The 17,018-nt window shown below is 65.3% G+C and carries 13 protein-coding genes; 6 read left to right on the top strand and 7 right to left on the bottom strand.

The annotated features are described in order from the left end of the window. Window positions 1–69 precede the first annotated feature (69 nt). From P0D70_RS09590 to poxB, 6 genes are all read right to left on the bottom strand, one after another. The gene (locus P0D70_RS09590) at window positions 70–507 is read right to left on the bottom strand and encodes a PRC-barrel domain-containing protein (RefSeq protein ID WP_091808867.1); all 438 of its coding nucleotides are present in this window, start codon (window positions 505–507) and stop codon (window positions 70–72) included. A 212-nt stretch (window positions 508–719) separates the two neighbouring features. Further along, window positions 720–1,676 carry an HlyD family secretion protein gene (locus P0D70_RS09585; protein WP_091803343.1) on the bottom strand — a complete coding sequence of 319 codons (957 nt, stop codon included), beginning with the start codon at window positions 1,674–1,676 and terminating at the stop codon, window positions 720–722. Window positions 1,677–1,739: 63 nt separating this feature from the next. Next, a complete protein-coding gene (locus tag P0D70_RS09580) occupies window positions 1,740–1,940 on the bottom strand; it encodes a DUF1656 domain-containing protein (RefSeq protein WP_091803346.1) in 201 nt (66 codons plus the stop codon). Next, window positions 1,924–3,453, bottom strand: a complete 1,530-nt coding sequence (locus P0D70_RS09575) for an efflux transporter outer membrane subunit (protein ID WP_408184256.1) — start codon at window positions 3,451–3,453, stop codon at window positions 1,924–1,926. The genes P0D70_RS09580 and P0D70_RS09575 overlap by 17 nt, the downstream gene beginning before the upstream one ends. After that, window positions 3,426–5,603 carry an FUSC family protein gene (locus P0D70_RS09570; RefSeq protein WP_091803352.1) on the bottom strand — a complete coding sequence of 726 codons (2,178 nt, stop codon included), beginning with the start codon at window positions 5,601–5,603 and terminating at the stop codon, window positions 3,426–3,428. The genes P0D70_RS09575 and P0D70_RS09570 overlap by 28 nt, the downstream gene beginning before the upstream one ends. Window positions 5,604–5,988: 385 nt before the next feature. Next, window positions 5,989–7,710, bottom strand: a complete 1,722-nt coding sequence (gene poxB, locus P0D70_RS09565) for a ubiquinone-dependent pyruvate dehydrogenase (RefSeq protein ID WP_408184255.1) — start codon at window positions 7,708–7,710, stop codon at window positions 5,989–5,991. Window positions 7,711–8,043: 333 nt separating this feature from the next. On the opposite strand from poxB, the gene P0D70_RS09560 reads away from it, so the two are divergent. Then, window positions 8,044–8,964 (top strand): LysR family transcriptional regulator, encoded by a 921-nt coding sequence (locus P0D70_RS09560; protein WP_091803358.1) that lies wholly within the window; start codon window positions 8,044–8,046, stop codon window positions 8,962–8,964. A gap of 7 nt (window positions 8,965–8,971) precedes the next feature. Here the strand turns inward: P0D70_RS09560 and P0D70_RS09555 are convergent, their stop codons facing one another. Then, the gene (locus P0D70_RS09555) at window positions 8,972–11,965 is read right to left on the bottom strand and encodes an ATP-binding protein (RefSeq protein WP_408184254.1); all 2,994 of its coding nucleotides are present in this window, start codon (window positions 11,963–11,965) and stop codon (window positions 8,972–8,974) included. Window positions 11,966–12,251: 286 nt separating this feature from the next. Here P0D70_RS09555 and P0D70_RS09550 point away from each other — a divergent pair, with 286 nt between their 5' ends. From P0D70_RS09550 to actP, 5 genes are all read left to right on the top strand, one after another. Beyond that, window positions 12,252–12,971, top strand: a complete 720-nt coding sequence (locus P0D70_RS09550; RefSeq protein ID WP_091803364.1) for a TetR/AcrR family transcriptional regulator — start codon at window positions 12,252–12,254, stop codon at window positions 12,969–12,971. 210 nt (window positions 12,972–13,181) lie between these two features. Further along, window positions 13,182–13,667, top strand: a complete 486-nt coding sequence (locus P0D70_RS09545; protein WP_408184253.1) for a VOC family protein — start codon at window positions 13,182–13,184, stop codon at window positions 13,665–13,667. Then, the gene (locus P0D70_RS09540) at window positions 13,664–14,893 is read left to right on the top strand and encodes an FAD binding domain-containing protein (RefSeq protein ID WP_408184252.1); all 1,230 of its coding nucleotides are present in this window, start codon (window positions 13,664–13,666) and stop codon (window positions 14,891–14,893) included. Before P0D70_RS09545 ends, P0D70_RS09540 begins: the two co-directional genes overlap by 4 nt. Before the next feature lie 72 nt (window positions 14,894–14,965). Next, entirely contained in the window at window positions 14,966–15,328 is a 363-nt protein-coding gene (locus tag P0D70_RS09535; RefSeq protein ID WP_408184251.1) for a DUF485 domain-containing protein, read from the top strand. After that, entirely contained in the window at window positions 15,325–16,983 is a 1,659-nt protein-coding gene (gene actP / locus P0D70_RS09530) for a cation/acetate symporter ActP (RefSeq protein WP_408184250.1), read from the top strand. The genes P0D70_RS09535 and actP overlap by 4 nt, the downstream gene beginning before the upstream one ends. Window positions 16,984–17,018 lie beyond the last annotated feature (35 nt).

Raw genomic sequence — 17,018 nt, 5'->3', positions numbered from 1 at the left:
GCGCGGCGGCGGGGGGGTGGGGGGGGGGCGGGGGCCATTTTGGGCCCCCCCCCGCGCGAGGCTGATCGATTAATGGTGGCCGTAGTCCTTACGGGCGATAGGAACCGCGCGAACCTTCGCATAGACGAAGGTCGGGAGTTCCTTGACCACCTGACGCGTGGCGCCGGCCCAAACGAGCTTGCCGTTCACATAGTCCAGTTGCGACATGGGAATCGCCACGTCGTGCTGGGACACGCCGAGGAACTGGTGAGCCGCCACGATCCCGAAGGAGACGGCGTTGTCCGGCGCGATGATGATGTCGTGAAGCACGCCGACTTTCTCGCCGCTGTCGTTGTAGATGCTCTTGCCGAGCAGGCTCTTCTTGACGCTCCAGCCTTCGACGACGAGTTCCGCCTGCTCCACGCTGATGCCGATCGGCTGCGCGCCCGCCACCTGCGCGTTTGCCTGCTGGCACATCGCGCCGAACGCCGACGCTGCCAGAAACACGAGTGTCCACTTTGCCTTCATGATGATTTTCTCCGCAAGATGCGTTTGTTGGAAAACAATGAATCGCAACCCGGCGACGGCATCTGACGTGCCGACTGCCGGGGTCGCGCTGACCGACACTGTGAACCGGTTGCAGCCGCGACTTTTTCAAATTCGCACGATGGCGTAGCTCGCTCGCCCAACCCGCGGTTTGCCAGAGCCTGCCCCACGCCGGGGCGGGCACGGCGTCGCGATCAATGGCTTTGCGGCCGCAGCGTGACCGTGCAGGTCATGCCCATCGCGAGCTTGACGCCGGCGGGAATCTGGTCGAGGTGGATCCGCACCGGCACCCGCTGGGCGAGCCGCACCCACGTGAAGATCGGATTGACGTCCGCCAGCAGATCGCCGTTGCTGGTCGGGTTGTCGCGGTCGGCAATCCCGCTCGCCAGGCTGTCGACGTGCCCCTGGATATCCTTGCCGCCCGACATCAGCCGCACCACCGCCTGATCCCCGACATGCACGCGCGGCAGTTTCGTTTCTTCGAAGTAGCCGTAGACCCAGAACGAGTGCGAGTCGATCAACGCCATGCGCGCCGTGCCGGCCGTGGCGAAATCGCCCGGATACAGGTTCAGGTTGGTGATGAAACCGTCCGAGGGCGCGCGCACTTCGCTGCGCGTCAGGTTCAGCACGGCCGTCTGCTGGGCCACCACGGCCGCCTTGACCGCGGCTTGCGCCGCGGCGTAGGCGGCGACGTCGGCGGAATAGTCGGCTTCGGACTGTTTGGCGAGCGAAGCCGAATCCAGCCGAGTTTCGTCCGAGATCACATCGCCGGTCAGGTTGGCGCGGCGCGCCGCCTGGGCGCGCTTCATCGCGAAGCCGGATTCGCTCGCGGCCATGCGCGCCTTGGCCTGCGCCAGTTGCGCCTGGGCGCGCAGAAGGTCGGCGTCGGCCTGCGCGACTGCGTAATGGAAGCGCGCCGGGTCGAGCACGAACAGAATGTCGCCCTTGCGCACCAGCTGGTTGTCCTTCACGCGCACTTCGCTCACCAGCCCGGACACATCGGTGGCGACCTGCACGACCTGCGCGCGAACCCGGCCGTCGCGCGTCCACGGCGAGAACATGTAGTCGAGCCACAGCATGCGGACCAGCGCGATCGCCACCACAAGAAGCGTAAGCGTAAAAATGGCGCGCAGGATGGATTGCATTTTCATCTTGGTGACCTGGCGTGAGCGTGAACAGTCAGTGGATTCATGGGGATGAGTGAAGGACCGCGCTCATTGCCACAGCAGCAGCGAAGCGCCGCTGAAGAGCGCAGCGAAGAGCGCCACCCGGAACAGGCTCGGATGCCAGGTGTAGCGATAAAAGCCAAGCCGCGCCAGCACCAGGTCGAGCACGACGAACAGCAGCACGCAACCGGCGAGAATCGGCAACAGCCCGGGCACGAGCAGTGAAAACAGGTCAATTTCGCCCGGCATCGGCCACTCCTTGCGGCGCGTGATCCGGCGGCGCGGAGGCGAAACCGCCGCCCAGCTCCTTCATCAGCAGCGCCCATGCATCGAGCCGCCTGGCCTGCACCGCCGCCAGGCTTTCCTCCTGCTGCAACTGGGCGGCCTGCGCCGCCAACACATTGAGAAACTCGGTGATGCCGCTGCGATAGCCGGCGTCGGCGAGCTGAAACGATTTGCGCGCCGAACCGAGCGTGTTTTCAATCGACGCCTGCTGCGCTTCGAGCGAACGCAGCGAGACGACCTGCGCCGCGACGCCCTGCATCGCATTCACCACGCTCTGGTTGTACGCATCCACGGCGGCATCGCGCGACGCCACCGCGACACCGTAATTGCCGCGCCGCCGGCCACCGTCGAAGATCGGCAGCGAGATCGCCGCGCCCACGCCGTGGCCCAAGCCGTCGCTGTTGACGAAGTTGAAGAAACCGCCGAAGGTCGCCGCCGACCCGAGCGACGCGGTCGCGATCAGATTGATGTCCGGATAGAAGTCGGCGTGCGCCGCGTCGATACCCTTGTCCGCTTCGAGCACGCGCCAGCGCCCCGCCACCACGTCCGCGCGGTGGCCGATCAGCTCGGCTGGCAGCGAGGCCGGCAAGACCACCGGCACGCTCAGCGCGAGGCTTGGCCGGCGCAGCGTATCGCCATACCCCGGCCCCTTGCCGATGAGCGCGGCGATGCCGATGCGCGCGAGCGCAAGCTGCTGCTGCGCCTCGCGCACCCGCGTCGTGCTCATCGCGAGCTGGGTCTGCGCCTGGCTGACCTCGAGCCCGCTGCCGACGCCCGCGCGCCAGCGGCGCGTCGCGATGTCGACGGTGCGTTGCTGTTCGGTTTGCACGGCGTCGTAGACGTCGAGCAACGCATACTCGAGCGCCAGTTGCACGTAGCTGCGCACCACGGCGGTCTGCAGTTCGACCTCCGCGAAGCGCGCGTCCGCGGCCGCCGCATGCACGTTGTCCAGCGCGCCTTCGCGAAGCGCGCGCGACTTGCCCCACAGATCGAGGTCATAGGAAAGGTCCGCCTGGATGTTGTTGCTCCACACCGTGGTGCCGCCCGGCGGCGCCGGGGTCGTGTAGCGCGCGTAACGCCTGCGCTCGAAACTGCCGCTCGCGTCGAGTTGCGGCAGTTCGGCGGCGCCGGCGATCTGCGCCTGGAAGCGCGCCGCCTCGATCCGCTGCTCGACCGCGCGTAAGCCGGGGTTGCCTTGGGTAGCGTCCTGCACCAGCATATCGAGCTGCGGATCGTTCCATTGACGCCACCACCCGCTCGCCGGCCACTTCGCGTCGGCTTGCGTGGCGCGCAGCGCGGCGCCTGGGTCGAGTGTCGCGGGATCGAGCATCGATTCGCGCGTATGGATGCCGCCGCTGTCGATGCAGGCCGACAGCAGCACAGCACACGCGAGCGCGGCCGCCACCGGGCGGCACAGCGTGCGCAGGGACCAGCATGGGCGCGCGGGCTTCATGTCCGCACCCCGCTGGTTTGCCATAGGGCGAGGCTCTCGTCGCGCAGCGTCAGTTCGGTGAAATGCAGCAGCGCCCGCATCCGGTAGCGCGCGAGCGTCTGCGCGTCGACTGCGATATTCGGCCCGAGCGGTAGCAGGTCCAGCGCCCTGCGCGTCGCTGTCAACGCGCGTTCGGCCGCCCGCGGCGTGGCGTCCACGAACACGTCGGCAAGCGCGCCCAGCCACGCGTCCTGCTCCGCGGGCCAGCCCGCCGGCAGGATTGCGGCGAGCCGTTCGCTATCGAGGCGCACCTGGATCATCGAACGGCCGATCTCCAGCGCGGCGAACGCCCAGCCGATCAGATGATCGCGGTCCACGCGCGCGTCGACCGGCGCGGACGCGATCTGCAGGATGAAGTCCCGCAAGCTCAATTCGAAGCTGTACAGCAGATCGTCGAGGTCGCCGTCGCGAGCGTCATGCGAGATCAGCCCGCGAATCTGCTTCTTGTATTGCGCGGAAATCCAGTCGCCCGCGCGTGGCGCGAGCACCGAAAACGCGACGGCGGCGACCGCGATACCGCACAGCAGCGCGAAGCCGGTATCGAGATAGGCACTCGGGTTATAAACGGTGGGATTCGTGATGCCGACAATGAAACAGAAGTACAGGCTGAAGCCGAGCCCGAGGATCGCCGTCTTCATGAATGTATTCAGATAGCTGCCCACCATCACGATGATCGCCATCGAAGCAGCGAGCAACTCGAACGTATCGATATGCGGCAGCACGAGAAAGTTGAACGCGAAGCCGGTGAGCCAGCCGCCCAGGCAGCCGGCGAAGATCTGCCAGCTTGCGACCGCCGGATTGGGCGCGAGCGCGAACAGCGCACTCGTGATCGCCACCGCGACAATCGCGGTCGCGCCGCCGACCCAGCCGGAGCCGATCCATACCGCGCCGACTATCAGCACCGCCACGGCCGAGCGCGCGCCGGCGATCGTCGCGGCTGCACGGTTGGCGGTAGCGCGGGTTCTGCCGATCCGGGTAATGGCCTGCAGCACCGATTGCGACCACGGCAGGCGGCCCATCGTGCGTGCGTCGACGTAGCTTCGGCACATCAGGCGCAAATCGGCGATCGAGAAGAACAACGCCGCGCCGGTGGTCGCCACGAACTGACGTTGATGCGGCGAGAGATCGGCAAGCGAGGCGAGCAAGCGGCCCAGAAACGCCGGCAAGTCACGCTCGAAGGCGTCGAGGCGGCTCGACATAGCCTCGACCTGTTCCATCGTGACCAGCTGAGGCGGTGCGTCGTTCGGCACAATGGCGAGCAGGCCGCCGATCAGCTGCTCGACTGCCGCGAGCGCGCGCGGCTCGGCCTCGGCGGCAACCCGCGCCTTCAACTGATGCAGTGCATGAATCCACGTGACGGTGTCGAGAAAACTCCGGTCGAGATCGAGATAGACATGGTTGCGCAGGCGAATGGACGGGTCCTCGAACACGGCGCCGCTGCGCAGACTTTCCACGCCGACGCGCTCGCGGATCAGATCGAGAAAAGTGTCGAAGCCCGCAACGCTCGTCGCGCGGTCGAGTACCGTATGCATCGCGTTGAGCAGGTTCGTGAAGTTCTTGCGGCTCGCCGCGTAGAGCGCCGGCGCGACCGACTGCGGGAACACCACCGCGCTCACCACGCTCGCGCACACCACGCCGATCGCGACTTCGCTGACGGTGAACACGACGTTGTCATAGACGCCGTACGGATTCGACCACACGGGTATCGCCGTGATGGCCGTGCCGTAGCCGGTCAGCACGAACCCATACGACTGGAAATTGCGGTAGTAGGCGGCGCCGAACACGCACACACCGATCCACACAGCCAGCGCGGTCAGAAACAGCAGCGGCTGTTGCGGGAACAACGCGATCAGCAGCAGACCCGCGAAGCTGCCGCCCACCATGCCCAACCCACGATAGAACCCTCGCGCGATCACCATGCCGCTTTGCTGATGCATCATCACGATCACGCACGAGACCATCGCCGTGGCCGGCGTGCGCAGTTCGAGGCGCATGCACAGACCCATCGCGAGCGTCATCGCAACGGCCACCTTCGCGATATGGCGAAAGCGCGGGCCGTCGTCCTTCCAGTATGTGTTCAGCTCGTCGCGCCATCGAGGCAGGGCCGCGCTGGTGGCATCCGCTTGCTGGGTCATAGGGCTCTCGTGAATCGCTCGACTTGGGTTGTTCGCGCGCTTGTTGGGGCGCTTGCTGGTGCCTTTGCCAGCGCGTTGTTTTCTCGTCCGCCGGCCGTTAAGCCCAAGCGAATACCGCTATCTGTCTACGTTGCGTAGTTTGCGATGCGCGGGGGCGGCGCATTTGCGGATTCGCACGTTTTTTGCACATGCGCTGTGCGGCATGCGTTTGGGTTAACGCGTTTGGGTTGATACGTTTGGGTTGAATGCTTCGGCGGCATGCAGTCTCGACCCATGAGTTGCACGAATCCGTACGCGGCAGAAATCCCCTCCGCGCATACGGAGTTTGCCCAACGGGCGCCCGGAACCCCGGGCGCCTCGCCTCACCGCGACCTGCTTTGCGCGGCTAGCGCAAGTTGGTGCGCGCCAGTTCGACGATCTCGTCGCCGCGACCGTTGAGGATCGCGCGCATCATGTAGAGGCTGAAGCCCTTGGCCTGTGCGAGCTCGATCGTCGGCGGCATGGCCAGCTCGTGTTTCGACGTGACCACGTCCACCAGCGCCGGGCCGGGATGGTCGAACGCCTGCTTCAGCGCGCCCGCCACGTCTTCCGACTCTTCGACGCGAATGCTGAAAATGCCCGCCCCTTTCGCGATCGCCGCGAAATCGGTTTTGGCGAGATCGACGTTGGTGTCGAGATAGCCGCCCGCCTTCAACTCCATCGAGACGAAGCCAAGCAGGCTGTTGTTGAACACCACCACCTTGATCGGCAAGTCGAGCTGCCGCGCGGTGAGCAGATCGCCGAGCAGCATCGACAGCCCGCCGTCACCCGACAGCGACACGACCTGGCGCCCCGGATGCGCGCCCTGTGCGCCGAGCGCCTGGGGCATCGCATTGGCCATCGAGCCGTGGTTGAACGAGCCGTGCAGCTGGCGCTTGCCGTTCATGGTCAGATAGCGCGCGGCCCAGACGGTCGGCGTGCCGACATCGGCGGTGAAGATCGCGTCGTCGCTCGCGGCCTCGTCGATCATCTTCGCCAGATATTGCGGATGGATCGGGCGGCCCGGGCCGGCCGGCGTCGCGAGATCGTCCAGCCCCTTGCGTGCGGACACGTAGTGCTTGCGGGCGTTGTCGATGAACCCGCGGTCCGTCTTGCGCTGCAGCTTCGGCAAGGTCGCGGCGACGGTTTCCTTGACCGTGCCGACGAGGCCCAGCGCAAGCGGCGCGCGATGCCCGAGCTGGGAGCCTTTCCAGTCGACCTGGATGATCTTCGCGTCGGTCGGATAAAACGGCCGATAGGGAAAATCGCAGCCTAGCAACAGCAGCGTGTCGCACGACATCATGGCGTGATAGCCCGAGCTGAAGCCGATCAGCCCGGTCATGCCGACGTCGTACGGATTGTCGTACTCGATGTACTGCTTGCCGCGCAACGCATGCACCACCGGCGCGCCGAGCGTGTCGGCGAGCGCGACCACTTCGTCGTGCGCGCCTTGCGTGCCGCTGCCGCACATGATCGTGACCGCGTCGGACGCGTTCAGCATCGCCGCGAGCCGATCGAGATCCGCCTCGGCGGGGATGATGCGCGGCGGCGCGCTTTCGGTCCACGACGGCGCTTCAGCCGGTCCCTCGCTCAAGGCCACGTCGCCCGGCAGCACGATCACGGCGACGCCGCGCTGTTCCACCGCGGTGCGCATCGCGCGCGCCAGCACGCGCGGAAATTGCGCTGCGGAGGACACCAGCTCAACGTAATGGCTGCACTCCTTGAAAAGCTCCTGCGGGTGCGTTTCCTGAAAGTACCCAAGGCCGATTTCCGTCGACGGGATATGCGCCGCGATCGCGAGCACCGGCTGTTGATTGCGATGGCAATCGAACAGACCGTTGATCAGATGCAGGTTGCCCGGGCCGCAACTGCCGGCGCACACCGCGAGACGCCCGCTCGAAGCCGCGTCGGCGCCGGCCGCGAAGGCGGCCGCTTCTTCGTGACGGGTATGCATCCAGCGGATCGAGCCGACCTCGTCGAGGCTGAAGGCGAGACCGTTCAGACTGTCGCCCGTCACGCCCCAGATCCGTTCGACGCCCGCTGCCGCGAGCGTGCCGGCGAGATAGGCGGCAATGGTTTTGTTGGCCATGCTTGACTCCTTTTCACGGTAATTGGAAATCGACCGGGCGCTGAAAACGTCGCGACCGCGGCCGGCAGATCAAAAGAAAGCGCCGAAAAAATCGTCGCCGGAGGACGGCGCGGCTCTGCTGTGCCGATCCCCCTAAACTAGGCGAGTGTCGGCAAAATGTCCTGAAATAGCTCTGAAAACACCTGAATCACGCGGATACCAGGCAGCCGGCGCACGCTCGCAGAAGCTGACTGAAAAAGGTGGTGGAGACCGGCACCGCCGACCGTCGCGCAATGCGCTCGCGAAGCCGGGATTCAAGTATGCTGACGTACCCTTCACTGCCGGCTGTACGACATGAATCTCTCGTTCGAAGTTCTGCAGGTGCTCGACGCCATCGATCGAACCGGCACCTTCGCCAGTGCGGCGGAACAGCTTCACAAGGTGCCGTCTTCGCTGTCGTACCTGGTCCAGAAGCTGGAGCTCGATCTCGGCGTCAAACTGTTCGACCGCAGCGGCCGTCGCGCGATCCTCACGCATGCGGGACGGGTGGTCGTGGAGGAAGGGCGGCGTCTTCTGGAGGCGGCGGAAGATCTCGAATGCAAGGCGAAACGTATCCAGCACGGCTGGGAGTCGGAGCTGCGCATCGCCGTCGACGAGATCATTCCGTTCGACCTGCTATGGGACCATGTGGACGCGTTCTACAAGCTGCAGATGGATACGCGGCTGAATCTGTCGAAAGAAGTGCTGGGCGGCTCGTGGGATGCGCTGTTGACGCGCCGCGCCGACCTGGTCGTCGGCGCGGCCGGCGAGCCGCCGCAAATTCCCAACCTGGTGGCAAAGCCGATCGGCTCGTTGCGTCATCTGTTCGTGGTGGCGCCGCAGCATCCGCTCGCCGCGGTGCCGGGGCCGCTGACGCTGGCGACGGTCGCCCGGCATCGCGCCGTGGCGATCGGCGATACGTCGCGCAAGCTCGCGCCGCGCACCATCGCGCTCGCCGCGAATCAGGAAGTCATGACAGTGCCGACGCTCGAGGCCAAACTCGCCGCGCAAATCAAAGGGCTCGCGGTCGGCACGATTCCGGAGTGTCTGGCCGCCGAGCCGTTGAGCCGGGGCGAACTGGTGCAGAAGGAAGTGCTGGGCATGCGCGATGTCACGCATTTCTTTCTCGCGTGGCGCAGCGACGAAGCCGGCAAGGCGCTGCGCTGGTGGGTCGACCAGTTGGACCAGCCGGATCTGATCGACGAGGTGGCGCAACAGAGGATGTTGCACGGCTGAGGACCGTTCAGTTGCGCGCCTTGATGCGGCGTGGCGGCGCGACGTCGAGCGCGTCCGCGGTGCGATCGGAGGCCGGCGGCGGGCACACCGTCGACCCGGCAGCGCCCGCCGCGCTGTCCGATGCCGTGAGCCGCAGCAGATGCGCGGCGGCCTGGTAATCGTCCCAGTCGAGGCCTTCGGTAACGCTCGCGCAGGCGGATTGCAACAGGTGCGCGGCGTCCGCGCTTCGGCCTTGCAGGTGCCAGAGTCCGCCAAGCGTGGTCGCGGCGCGCAACTGCAACGAGCGGCAGCCTTGCACCAGCGAGAGTTCCAGCGCCGCCAGCAGACAGGCCTCCGCATCCCGTATCGCCGAGCCGGATTGCGGCAGGTCGGCCTGCCCCATGAACAGCAGTTCGCCATGAATACGCCGGAGTTCCGCGGCATACCAGTGGTCGCCGGTTTCGTCGCAGCGCGCCAGCGCGTCGACCACGGTGGCGATGCCCTCTTCCCGCCGCCCCGCGCGTCCGAGTGCGAGGCTGTATTGCCCGATCAGCATCGCGCGAGGCGCGCCGAAGTCGAGCGACTCCAGATCGTCCAGCGCCGCGCGAAACGCTTGCAGGTCGTGCGCGCCATCGTCGCGCATTGACCGCAGATATTCGTCGAAGCAGCGGCAGCAGGCCTGCGCGACGCTCAGACCCGCGCGCCCGGACGCTTCCTTTAGCAACGCGATCGCTTGCGCCGCGCGTTCCCGTTTGCCGGACAGCAGCATCAGCGGCACCAGCGCTTCCACCAGCACATAGCAGGTGACAATCGCCTGTTGCTGATCGCATGCAGCGATGACGCTGTCTTCCGCGAGCTTTAGCGCCTGATCGCGCAAACCCTGCAGCCACAACACCCGCGCGAGGGTCGCGCGGCCGACGATGCGCTGATCCACGGACTGCCCGAGCGGCAGGCCATGTTGCAGGTTCTCGCTGTGTTCCAGCAGTTGTTCGAGCGATGCGCGCGCCTGCTGTTGATCGCCGCAGTAATGGGCCGCGATTCCGAGCAACCGGTAGCCCAGAATCGTTCCGCTCGTGTCACCCACCTCGGCGGCGAGCAAGGCAAAGCGGCGTGCGAACGCTTGCGCATTGCGCGCCGCGCCGGACGATTGGTTCGCATTCCACATGCCCCACAAAGCACGCGCCTCGAACACAGGGTCGCCCAGCGCGATCGCCGACGCCAGAATCTCCGACCAGATGCCGAAGGTTTCCCGGCTCGGTCCGTTGAGGTAGACGAGCGCCGCGGCCAGCCCCGCGTGAAGCTGCATGCGCACGCGCAGGTGACGTGTCGAACCCGAACCCTGATGTGCCGAGTCCACCGCGTCGAGGGCCCGTTTCGCCCACACGCGGCATTCGTCGACGAGTGACAACTCGTAGAGCAGAAAGACGAACTTCACGGCCAGCGTCTCGCCGAGCACGTCGTCACCCTTCGGCGATTGGGCCCAGGCCAGCGCCGCGCGCAGGTCGTCGAGCAATGCGCGCATGCGCTGGTGCCAGCCCTCGCCGAGCGTGAGCGCAGGGTCGGCGCGACGCGGCGCCTCGCGCTCCAGCAAGCTCAGAAAGTAGCGCGCATGCTGCAGCGTGACGTAGCTCAGTTCGCCGTTGTCCTCGAGCTTCTGCGTGGCGTAGGCGCGCGTGGTCTCCAGCAGGCGATACGTCGCTCTGTCGCGCTCCATGCGCGTCACCACCAGCGATTTTTCGACCAGTCCCGACACCGCCGTGACCACGTCGATCTCATGCAACGCGCCATCGCCGGCGACGGCGATCGCCGCCTCCATCGTGAAGCCGCCCGCGAACACGCCGAGCCTGCGCAGCGTGGTGCGCTCCGCGTCCTCGAGCAGCGCATGGCTCCAGTCGAGCGTCGCCTTCAAGGTCTGATGCCGCGGCAACGCCGTGCGGTTGCCGCCCGTCAGCATGTTGAAGCGGTCGTCCAGATGGCCGGCGAGCGTTTCAATGCCGAGGATCGCCGCGCGCGCCGCCGCCAGTTCGATGGCAAGCGGTATGCCGTCGAGCCGGCGGCATACCATGCCGGTCAAGTGAATGCTTTTTTCATCGGAGGAAAAACGCGCGTCGATCGCGCGAGCGCGCGACAGGAACAACTCGACGGCGCTGCATTGCAGGACATCCTGGCTCTGATCGTCCTGAGCGGGCACCTGAAGCGAAGCGACCCAATACAGATGCTCGTTCACGATGCGCAGCGGCTCGCGGCTGGTCGCCAGCACGCAGATCGCCGGACCCACGCCGAGCAGCGTCTCGGCGAGTTCGGCGGCGGGGCCGAGCACGTGCTCGCAGTTGTCGAGCACGAACAGCACGCGCCGCTCGCCGAGTTCTTTGCCGACGCGCGCGAGCGTGAGCGGACCGATGGCCGGATTCACGCCGACGCTGGCCGCGAACGCCGCGAGGACACTGTTTGCGTCGGAAGTGGACGCGAGTTGCACCAGATAGACACCGTCCGGAAAACGTGGCAGCAAGCCGCGCGCGACTTCGACCGCGAGGCGCGTCTTGCCGATGCCGCCTGAACCGACTAGCGTCACTTGCCGGGCTGCGGCGAGCGTCTGCGAGATGTCGTCCAGCGCCTTGTCGCGTCCGATCAGCGCGGAGAAATGAACCGGCAGATTGTGCTGGACGTTGCGGCTTTGAGCGCGCTCCTCGGGTTGGTCGCCGGCATCAGGCGTTAAGGCCGCGCTCGCCGCCGATCCGCTGTGCACCAGCCTGTAGCCGCGCCCCGATACGGTCTGTATCAGCCCGCGGCTGTCGCCGAGCAGCTTGCGCAGCGTGGACATATGCACCTGCAGATTGTTCTCTTCGACGACCGCATTCGGCCAGACCTGCTTGAGCATTTCGTTCTTCGACACGAGCCCGCCGTTCGCGGCGATCAGCACAGCGAGCATGTCGAACGCACGGCTGCCGATCCGCACAGGTGTGCCGTGAAGAAATACTTCGCGACGGTCGATGTCCACCTGAAGCGGGCCAATGCAAATCATGCGGAGTATCCAGGACGCGACGATTAGAGAGAGAACAGAAGAAGAGAAGAAGTGCGGAATCGCTGCCGGGCGTCGCGTCCCAGAAGTCTAGAGCAACGGGACATCTGCGTGCGCGAAAAAAACTGACCCTATTGTTCGAATTTTTTGCACTAAACACTCACTGACTGAACGCCATCAAACGTTCGCCAGCGCATCGCGCCACGCCGTCCGGTGGCGCACCCTCGCCTAGCCAGACCAGGCTAATGTTTGTATGATGCGTCCCAACATACTGGGTACCGAACTAGCCATGCCGAGAAAAGTACCGTCGGTCGATACAGCGTCGAAGCCCGAGGTGCATGACAGTGAGAAGACCGTCACGCGCCGGCTCGCTCCTGAAGTGCGGGAGCGCCAGATCGTGCTGAAAGCGGTCGATCATTTCGCCACGCATGGCTTCTCCGGCAGCACCCGCGAACTCGCGCGTCAACTGGGCGTGACCCAGCCGCTGCTGTACCGCTACTTTCCCAGCAAGGAAGCATTGATCGACCGCGTGTACGAGGAGGTCTATCAATGGGACACGAGCTGGGAGAAGCTGATCAAGGACCGCTCCGTTCCGATCCAGGAGCGCATGGTCCGGTTCTACTCGTCGTATTCCGAGGTGATCTTGCGGCGCGAGTGGATCCGCATTTTCATCTTCGCCGGTCTGACGCGTGAAGGCATCAACTCCAAATATCTGGCGAGGCTGCGCGAACGCGTGTTTCTGCCGGTCATGGCGGAAATACGCTCGGCCTACGATCTGCCCGCTCCCACCGGCGCGAAACAACGCGAGATCGATCTCGAACTGATCTGGAGTCTGCACGCGAGCATCTTCTATCTCGGCGTGCGCAAATGGATCTACGGCCTGCCGGTCACGGACGATATCGAAGACCACATCGCCCGCCAGGTCGACGCGTTCCTCAACGGCGTACCCGCCGCGCTCGAACATGCGACGAAAGAATCCACTCGCGCGAAAAGCGGCGCCAAGGCCTGACGCCGCTTCGCTGCAAGGCTTGCAATAAGCGTTGCAAAAAGGCCGGCCAGCGAGCCGGCCGCGCTTTTCATCTCCCATCGCATCACTCCCACGCCTCACATTTTCCAGGGTAAACACCGGCAATACGCCGCTTTCTCCTGCCTGCGCATTCACCTACAATTTATCCATCGATCACTAATCGATCGATAAATAGCACAGCAGGAGTCGAACATGCCCGTTTCAAAGCTTGCCCACTACTCGATTCGCACCTCGGATCTCGAACAATCCTGCCGCTTCTACGAGCGGATCCTCGGTTTCAAGCAGGGCTACCGTCCGCCCTTCGACTTTCCGGGCGCGTGGCTTTACAAAGGCGGCGATGAAGCCGAGTTCGGCACCGTCCACATCATCGGCGTCGATCCAGACAACCCGGCCGGGCTCACCGCGTATCTCGGCGACAAGGCGCTGCCCGCGAGCGGAACCGGCACGGTCGACCACATCGCGTTTCTCGCCACGGGCGTCGAAGCGATGTGGCAGACACTCCAGGCCGAAGGCGTTGCGTGGCGCGATCGCACGGTGCCGAGCCTCGGCTTGCATCAGGTCTTCATAGAAGACCCGTCCGGCGTGACCATCGAGTTGAACTTTCCCGCCGAAGAGATCAGCCGCCTCAACGAAGCAAAGGCGGCCAACGCGCAATCTTCCAATACCGCAGGAGCATGACCATGACCCAAACTTCCGCACGCGCGCGGGCGATCATCGTAGGCGGCTCGCTGGGCGGCCTGTTCGCCGCCAATCTGCTGGTCCGCAACGGCTGGGAGGTGGACGTGTTCGAACGCGTCCCGGATGAACTGGCCGGACGTGGCGCCGGCATTGTCACGCACCCCGAATTGTTCGACGCACTCGCGGCGGCCGGTATCGAATACGACGATTCCATCGGCGTCAAGGTGCAATCGCGCGTCACCTTCGCGCAGAACGGCGCGGTGTTGTCGGCGCGCGAGCTGCCGCAAACGCTGACCGCGTGGGGCAAGATGTATCACGTCCTGCGCGCCGCCCTGCCCGACGTGCATTACCACGCCGGCCGCACGGTCGCATCCGTGCAGGACGGCCCCGACCAGGCAGTCGTGACGCTCGGCGACGGCACCCTGCTGCACGCCGATCTCGTGATCGCGGCGGACGGTTTCAAGTCGCCGATTCGCGAGCGCTTGCTGCCTGACGTCAAGCTTCAATACGCGGGCTATGTCGCATGGCGCGGCCTCGTCGAAGAAGCCGCGCTGTCGCGCGAAACCCGCGAGGCGCTGTTCGACAGGTTCGCCTTCTGCCTGCCGCCGCGCGAGCAGATTCTCGGCTACCCGGTTGCCGGCCGCGGCAACAGCACGACGCCGGGCGAACGCCGCTACAACTTCGTCTGGTATCGCGCGACGAGTGAAGACGTGCAGTTGCCTAACCTGCTCACCGATGCGGCCGGCAAGCGTTGGGAAGGCGGCATTCCGCCCACGCTGATCCGCGAGGACGTGCTCGCCGATATGGAAGACGCGGCGCTCACGCTGCTCGCCCCGCAATTCGGCGAAGTGGTGACCAAGGCGACGCAGCCTCTGTTCCAACCGATCTTCGACCTCGAAGTCCCGCAGATGGCATTTGGCCGGATCGCGCTGCTCGGCGATGCGGCGTTCGTCGCGCGTCCGCATTGCGGCATGGGCGTGACCAAGGCGGCCAGCGACGCGATGGCGCTCGTCAAAGCGTTGAACCAGCACAGCAGCGTGCAGGACGCGCTCACGGACTACAGCCTCGAGCGCACCCAGGCGGGTGCGGCGATCGTGCAGCACGCGCGTCATCTCGGCGCCTACATGCAGGCGCAACTAAAGAACGACGTGGACCGTGAAATGGCCGAGCGCTATCGCACGCCTGACGCCGTGATGCGCGAGACCGCGGTGCCCGCACGCTTCTGATATCCGTGGCGGTTGCGGCAAATCCGAACCGCTGCGCAAGCACAGCAAAAAGTCGTTTCGAAAGGAGACAAAGTGGAACATAGCGCCCCAACCTATTCGCTGAGCGCGCAATACGCCGCCACCGAAGCGCCGCCCGCGGCGAACCCGCTACTCGACGATCCGCGCTTTCGCGCGCTCGTGCGCGAGCGGCGCGCTTTCTCGTGGCTGCTCACGATCCTGATGCTGGCGGTGTACTTCGCCTTCATTCTCACGCTCGCGTTTGCCCCGGCGCTGCTCGGCCGGCCGATCGTGGAAGGCTCTCCCGCAACGTGGGGCATTCCGGTCGGCTTCGGCATGTTCGTCTTTACGTTCGTGCTCGTCGCGGTCTACGTGGCGCGAGCCAATACCTTCCATGACCGCGCCGTGAACGAAATCCGGCAAGGAGCACGGCAATGAAACGCATCTTTCTCCGGCATGCTCCGCTCATCGGCGTCATGCTGACGAGCGCGCTCACCGCGCTGCCCGCCGCTGCCGCCGAAACCGCGGCGCCGACACGTTCGCACAACCCGATCGCGATCGGCATGTTCCTGCTGTTCGTCGCGTCGACGCTGCTCATCACGCGCTGGGCCGCGAGGAAGAACAACAGCGTATCCGACCACTACGCGGCGGGCGGCAAGATCACCGCCTTCCAGAACGGCTGGGCGATCGCCGGCGACTATATGTCCGCCGCTTCGCTGCTGGGCATTTCCGCGCTGGTCTTCACGAGCGGCTATGACGGCCTGATCTATTCGATCGGCTTTCTCGCCAGCTGGCCGATCATTCTCTTTCTGATCGCCGAGCCGCTGCGCAACCTCGGCCGCTATACGCTCGCCGACGTGGTGTCGTACCGGTTGAAGCAGCGGCCGATTCGCGCCTTCGCCGCGTCGAGTTCGATCGTGATCGTCCTGCTCTATCTCGTCTCGCAGATGGTCGGCGCCGGCAAGCTCGTCGAGCTGCTGTTCGGCTTCAACTACACGGTCGCGGTCGTAATGGTCGGCGTGCTGATGGTGGTGTACGTGTTCTTCGGCGGCATGCTCGCTACCACGTGGATTCAGATCATCAAGGCGGCGTTGCTGCTGGCAGGCGCGGCTTTCATGGCGTTCATGGTGCTCAGCCGCTTCGGCTTCAGCATGAATGCGTTGTTCGCGCAGGCGATTCTCGCGCACCCGAAACACGCCGCGATCATGAGCCCCGGCGGCCTCGTATCGGATCCGGTGTCCGCCGTTTCGCTGGGCCTCGCATTGATCTTCGGCACGGCCGGACTGCCGCACATCCTGATGCGCTTCTTCACCGTGGGCGACGCGAAAGCGGCACGCAAGAGCATTCTGTACGCGACGGGAATCGTCGGCGTTGGTTACGCGCTGATCATTATCATCGGCTTCGGCACGATTGCGCTGGTGGCGACCGATCCGCAATATCACACGGCCTCGGGCGCGGTGACGGGCGGCGTGAACATGGTGGCGATCCATCTGGCGCACGCGGTAGGCGGCAACGTGTTTCTCGGCTTTATCTGCGCGGTGGCGTTCTCAACGATTCTCGCGGTGGTCGCGGGCCTGACGCTCGCCGGTTCCTCCGCAGTGTCGCACGACCTGTACGCGAACGTGATTCGCCGCGGCGCGGCCACGGACCGCGAGGAAATGCATGTGTCGCGGATCACCACGCTCGTGCTCGGCGTGCTCGCGATCCTGCTGGGCATCGCCTTCGAAAAACAGAACATCGCGTTCATTGTGAGCCTGACTTTTTCGATCGCCGCCAGCTCGAATTTCCCGGTGCTGCTGCTGTCGATCTACTGGCGCGGGCTGACCACGCGCGGCGCGGTGCTCGGCGGCTCGCTCGGCCTGGTCTCGGCAGTGACGCTGACGATTCTCAGCCCGACCGTGTGGGTTCAGGTACTCGGCCATGCGCATGCGATCTATCCGTACGAATATCCCGCGCTGTTCTCGATGATCGTCGCCTTCGCCGGCGTGGTGTTTTTCTCGATCACCGACACCTCCGCGCGCGCCGCCCGCGAACGCGCGCTGTACGGCAACCAGCTCGTCGACTGCGAACTCGGCATGGTCAAGCGCGGATAAAACCCGACACTCAAATCATAAACAAGGAGACTGAA

Origin of the sequence: Paraburkholderia sp. RL17-381-BIF-C (genome assembly GCF_046026435.1) — a bacterium.
In the GTDB taxonomy this organism is placed as follows: domain Bacteria; phylum Pseudomonadota; class Gammaproteobacteria; order Burkholderiales; family Burkholderiaceae; genus Paraburkholderia.
This window is presented reverse-complemented; position numbering and strand designations above follow the sequence as displayed.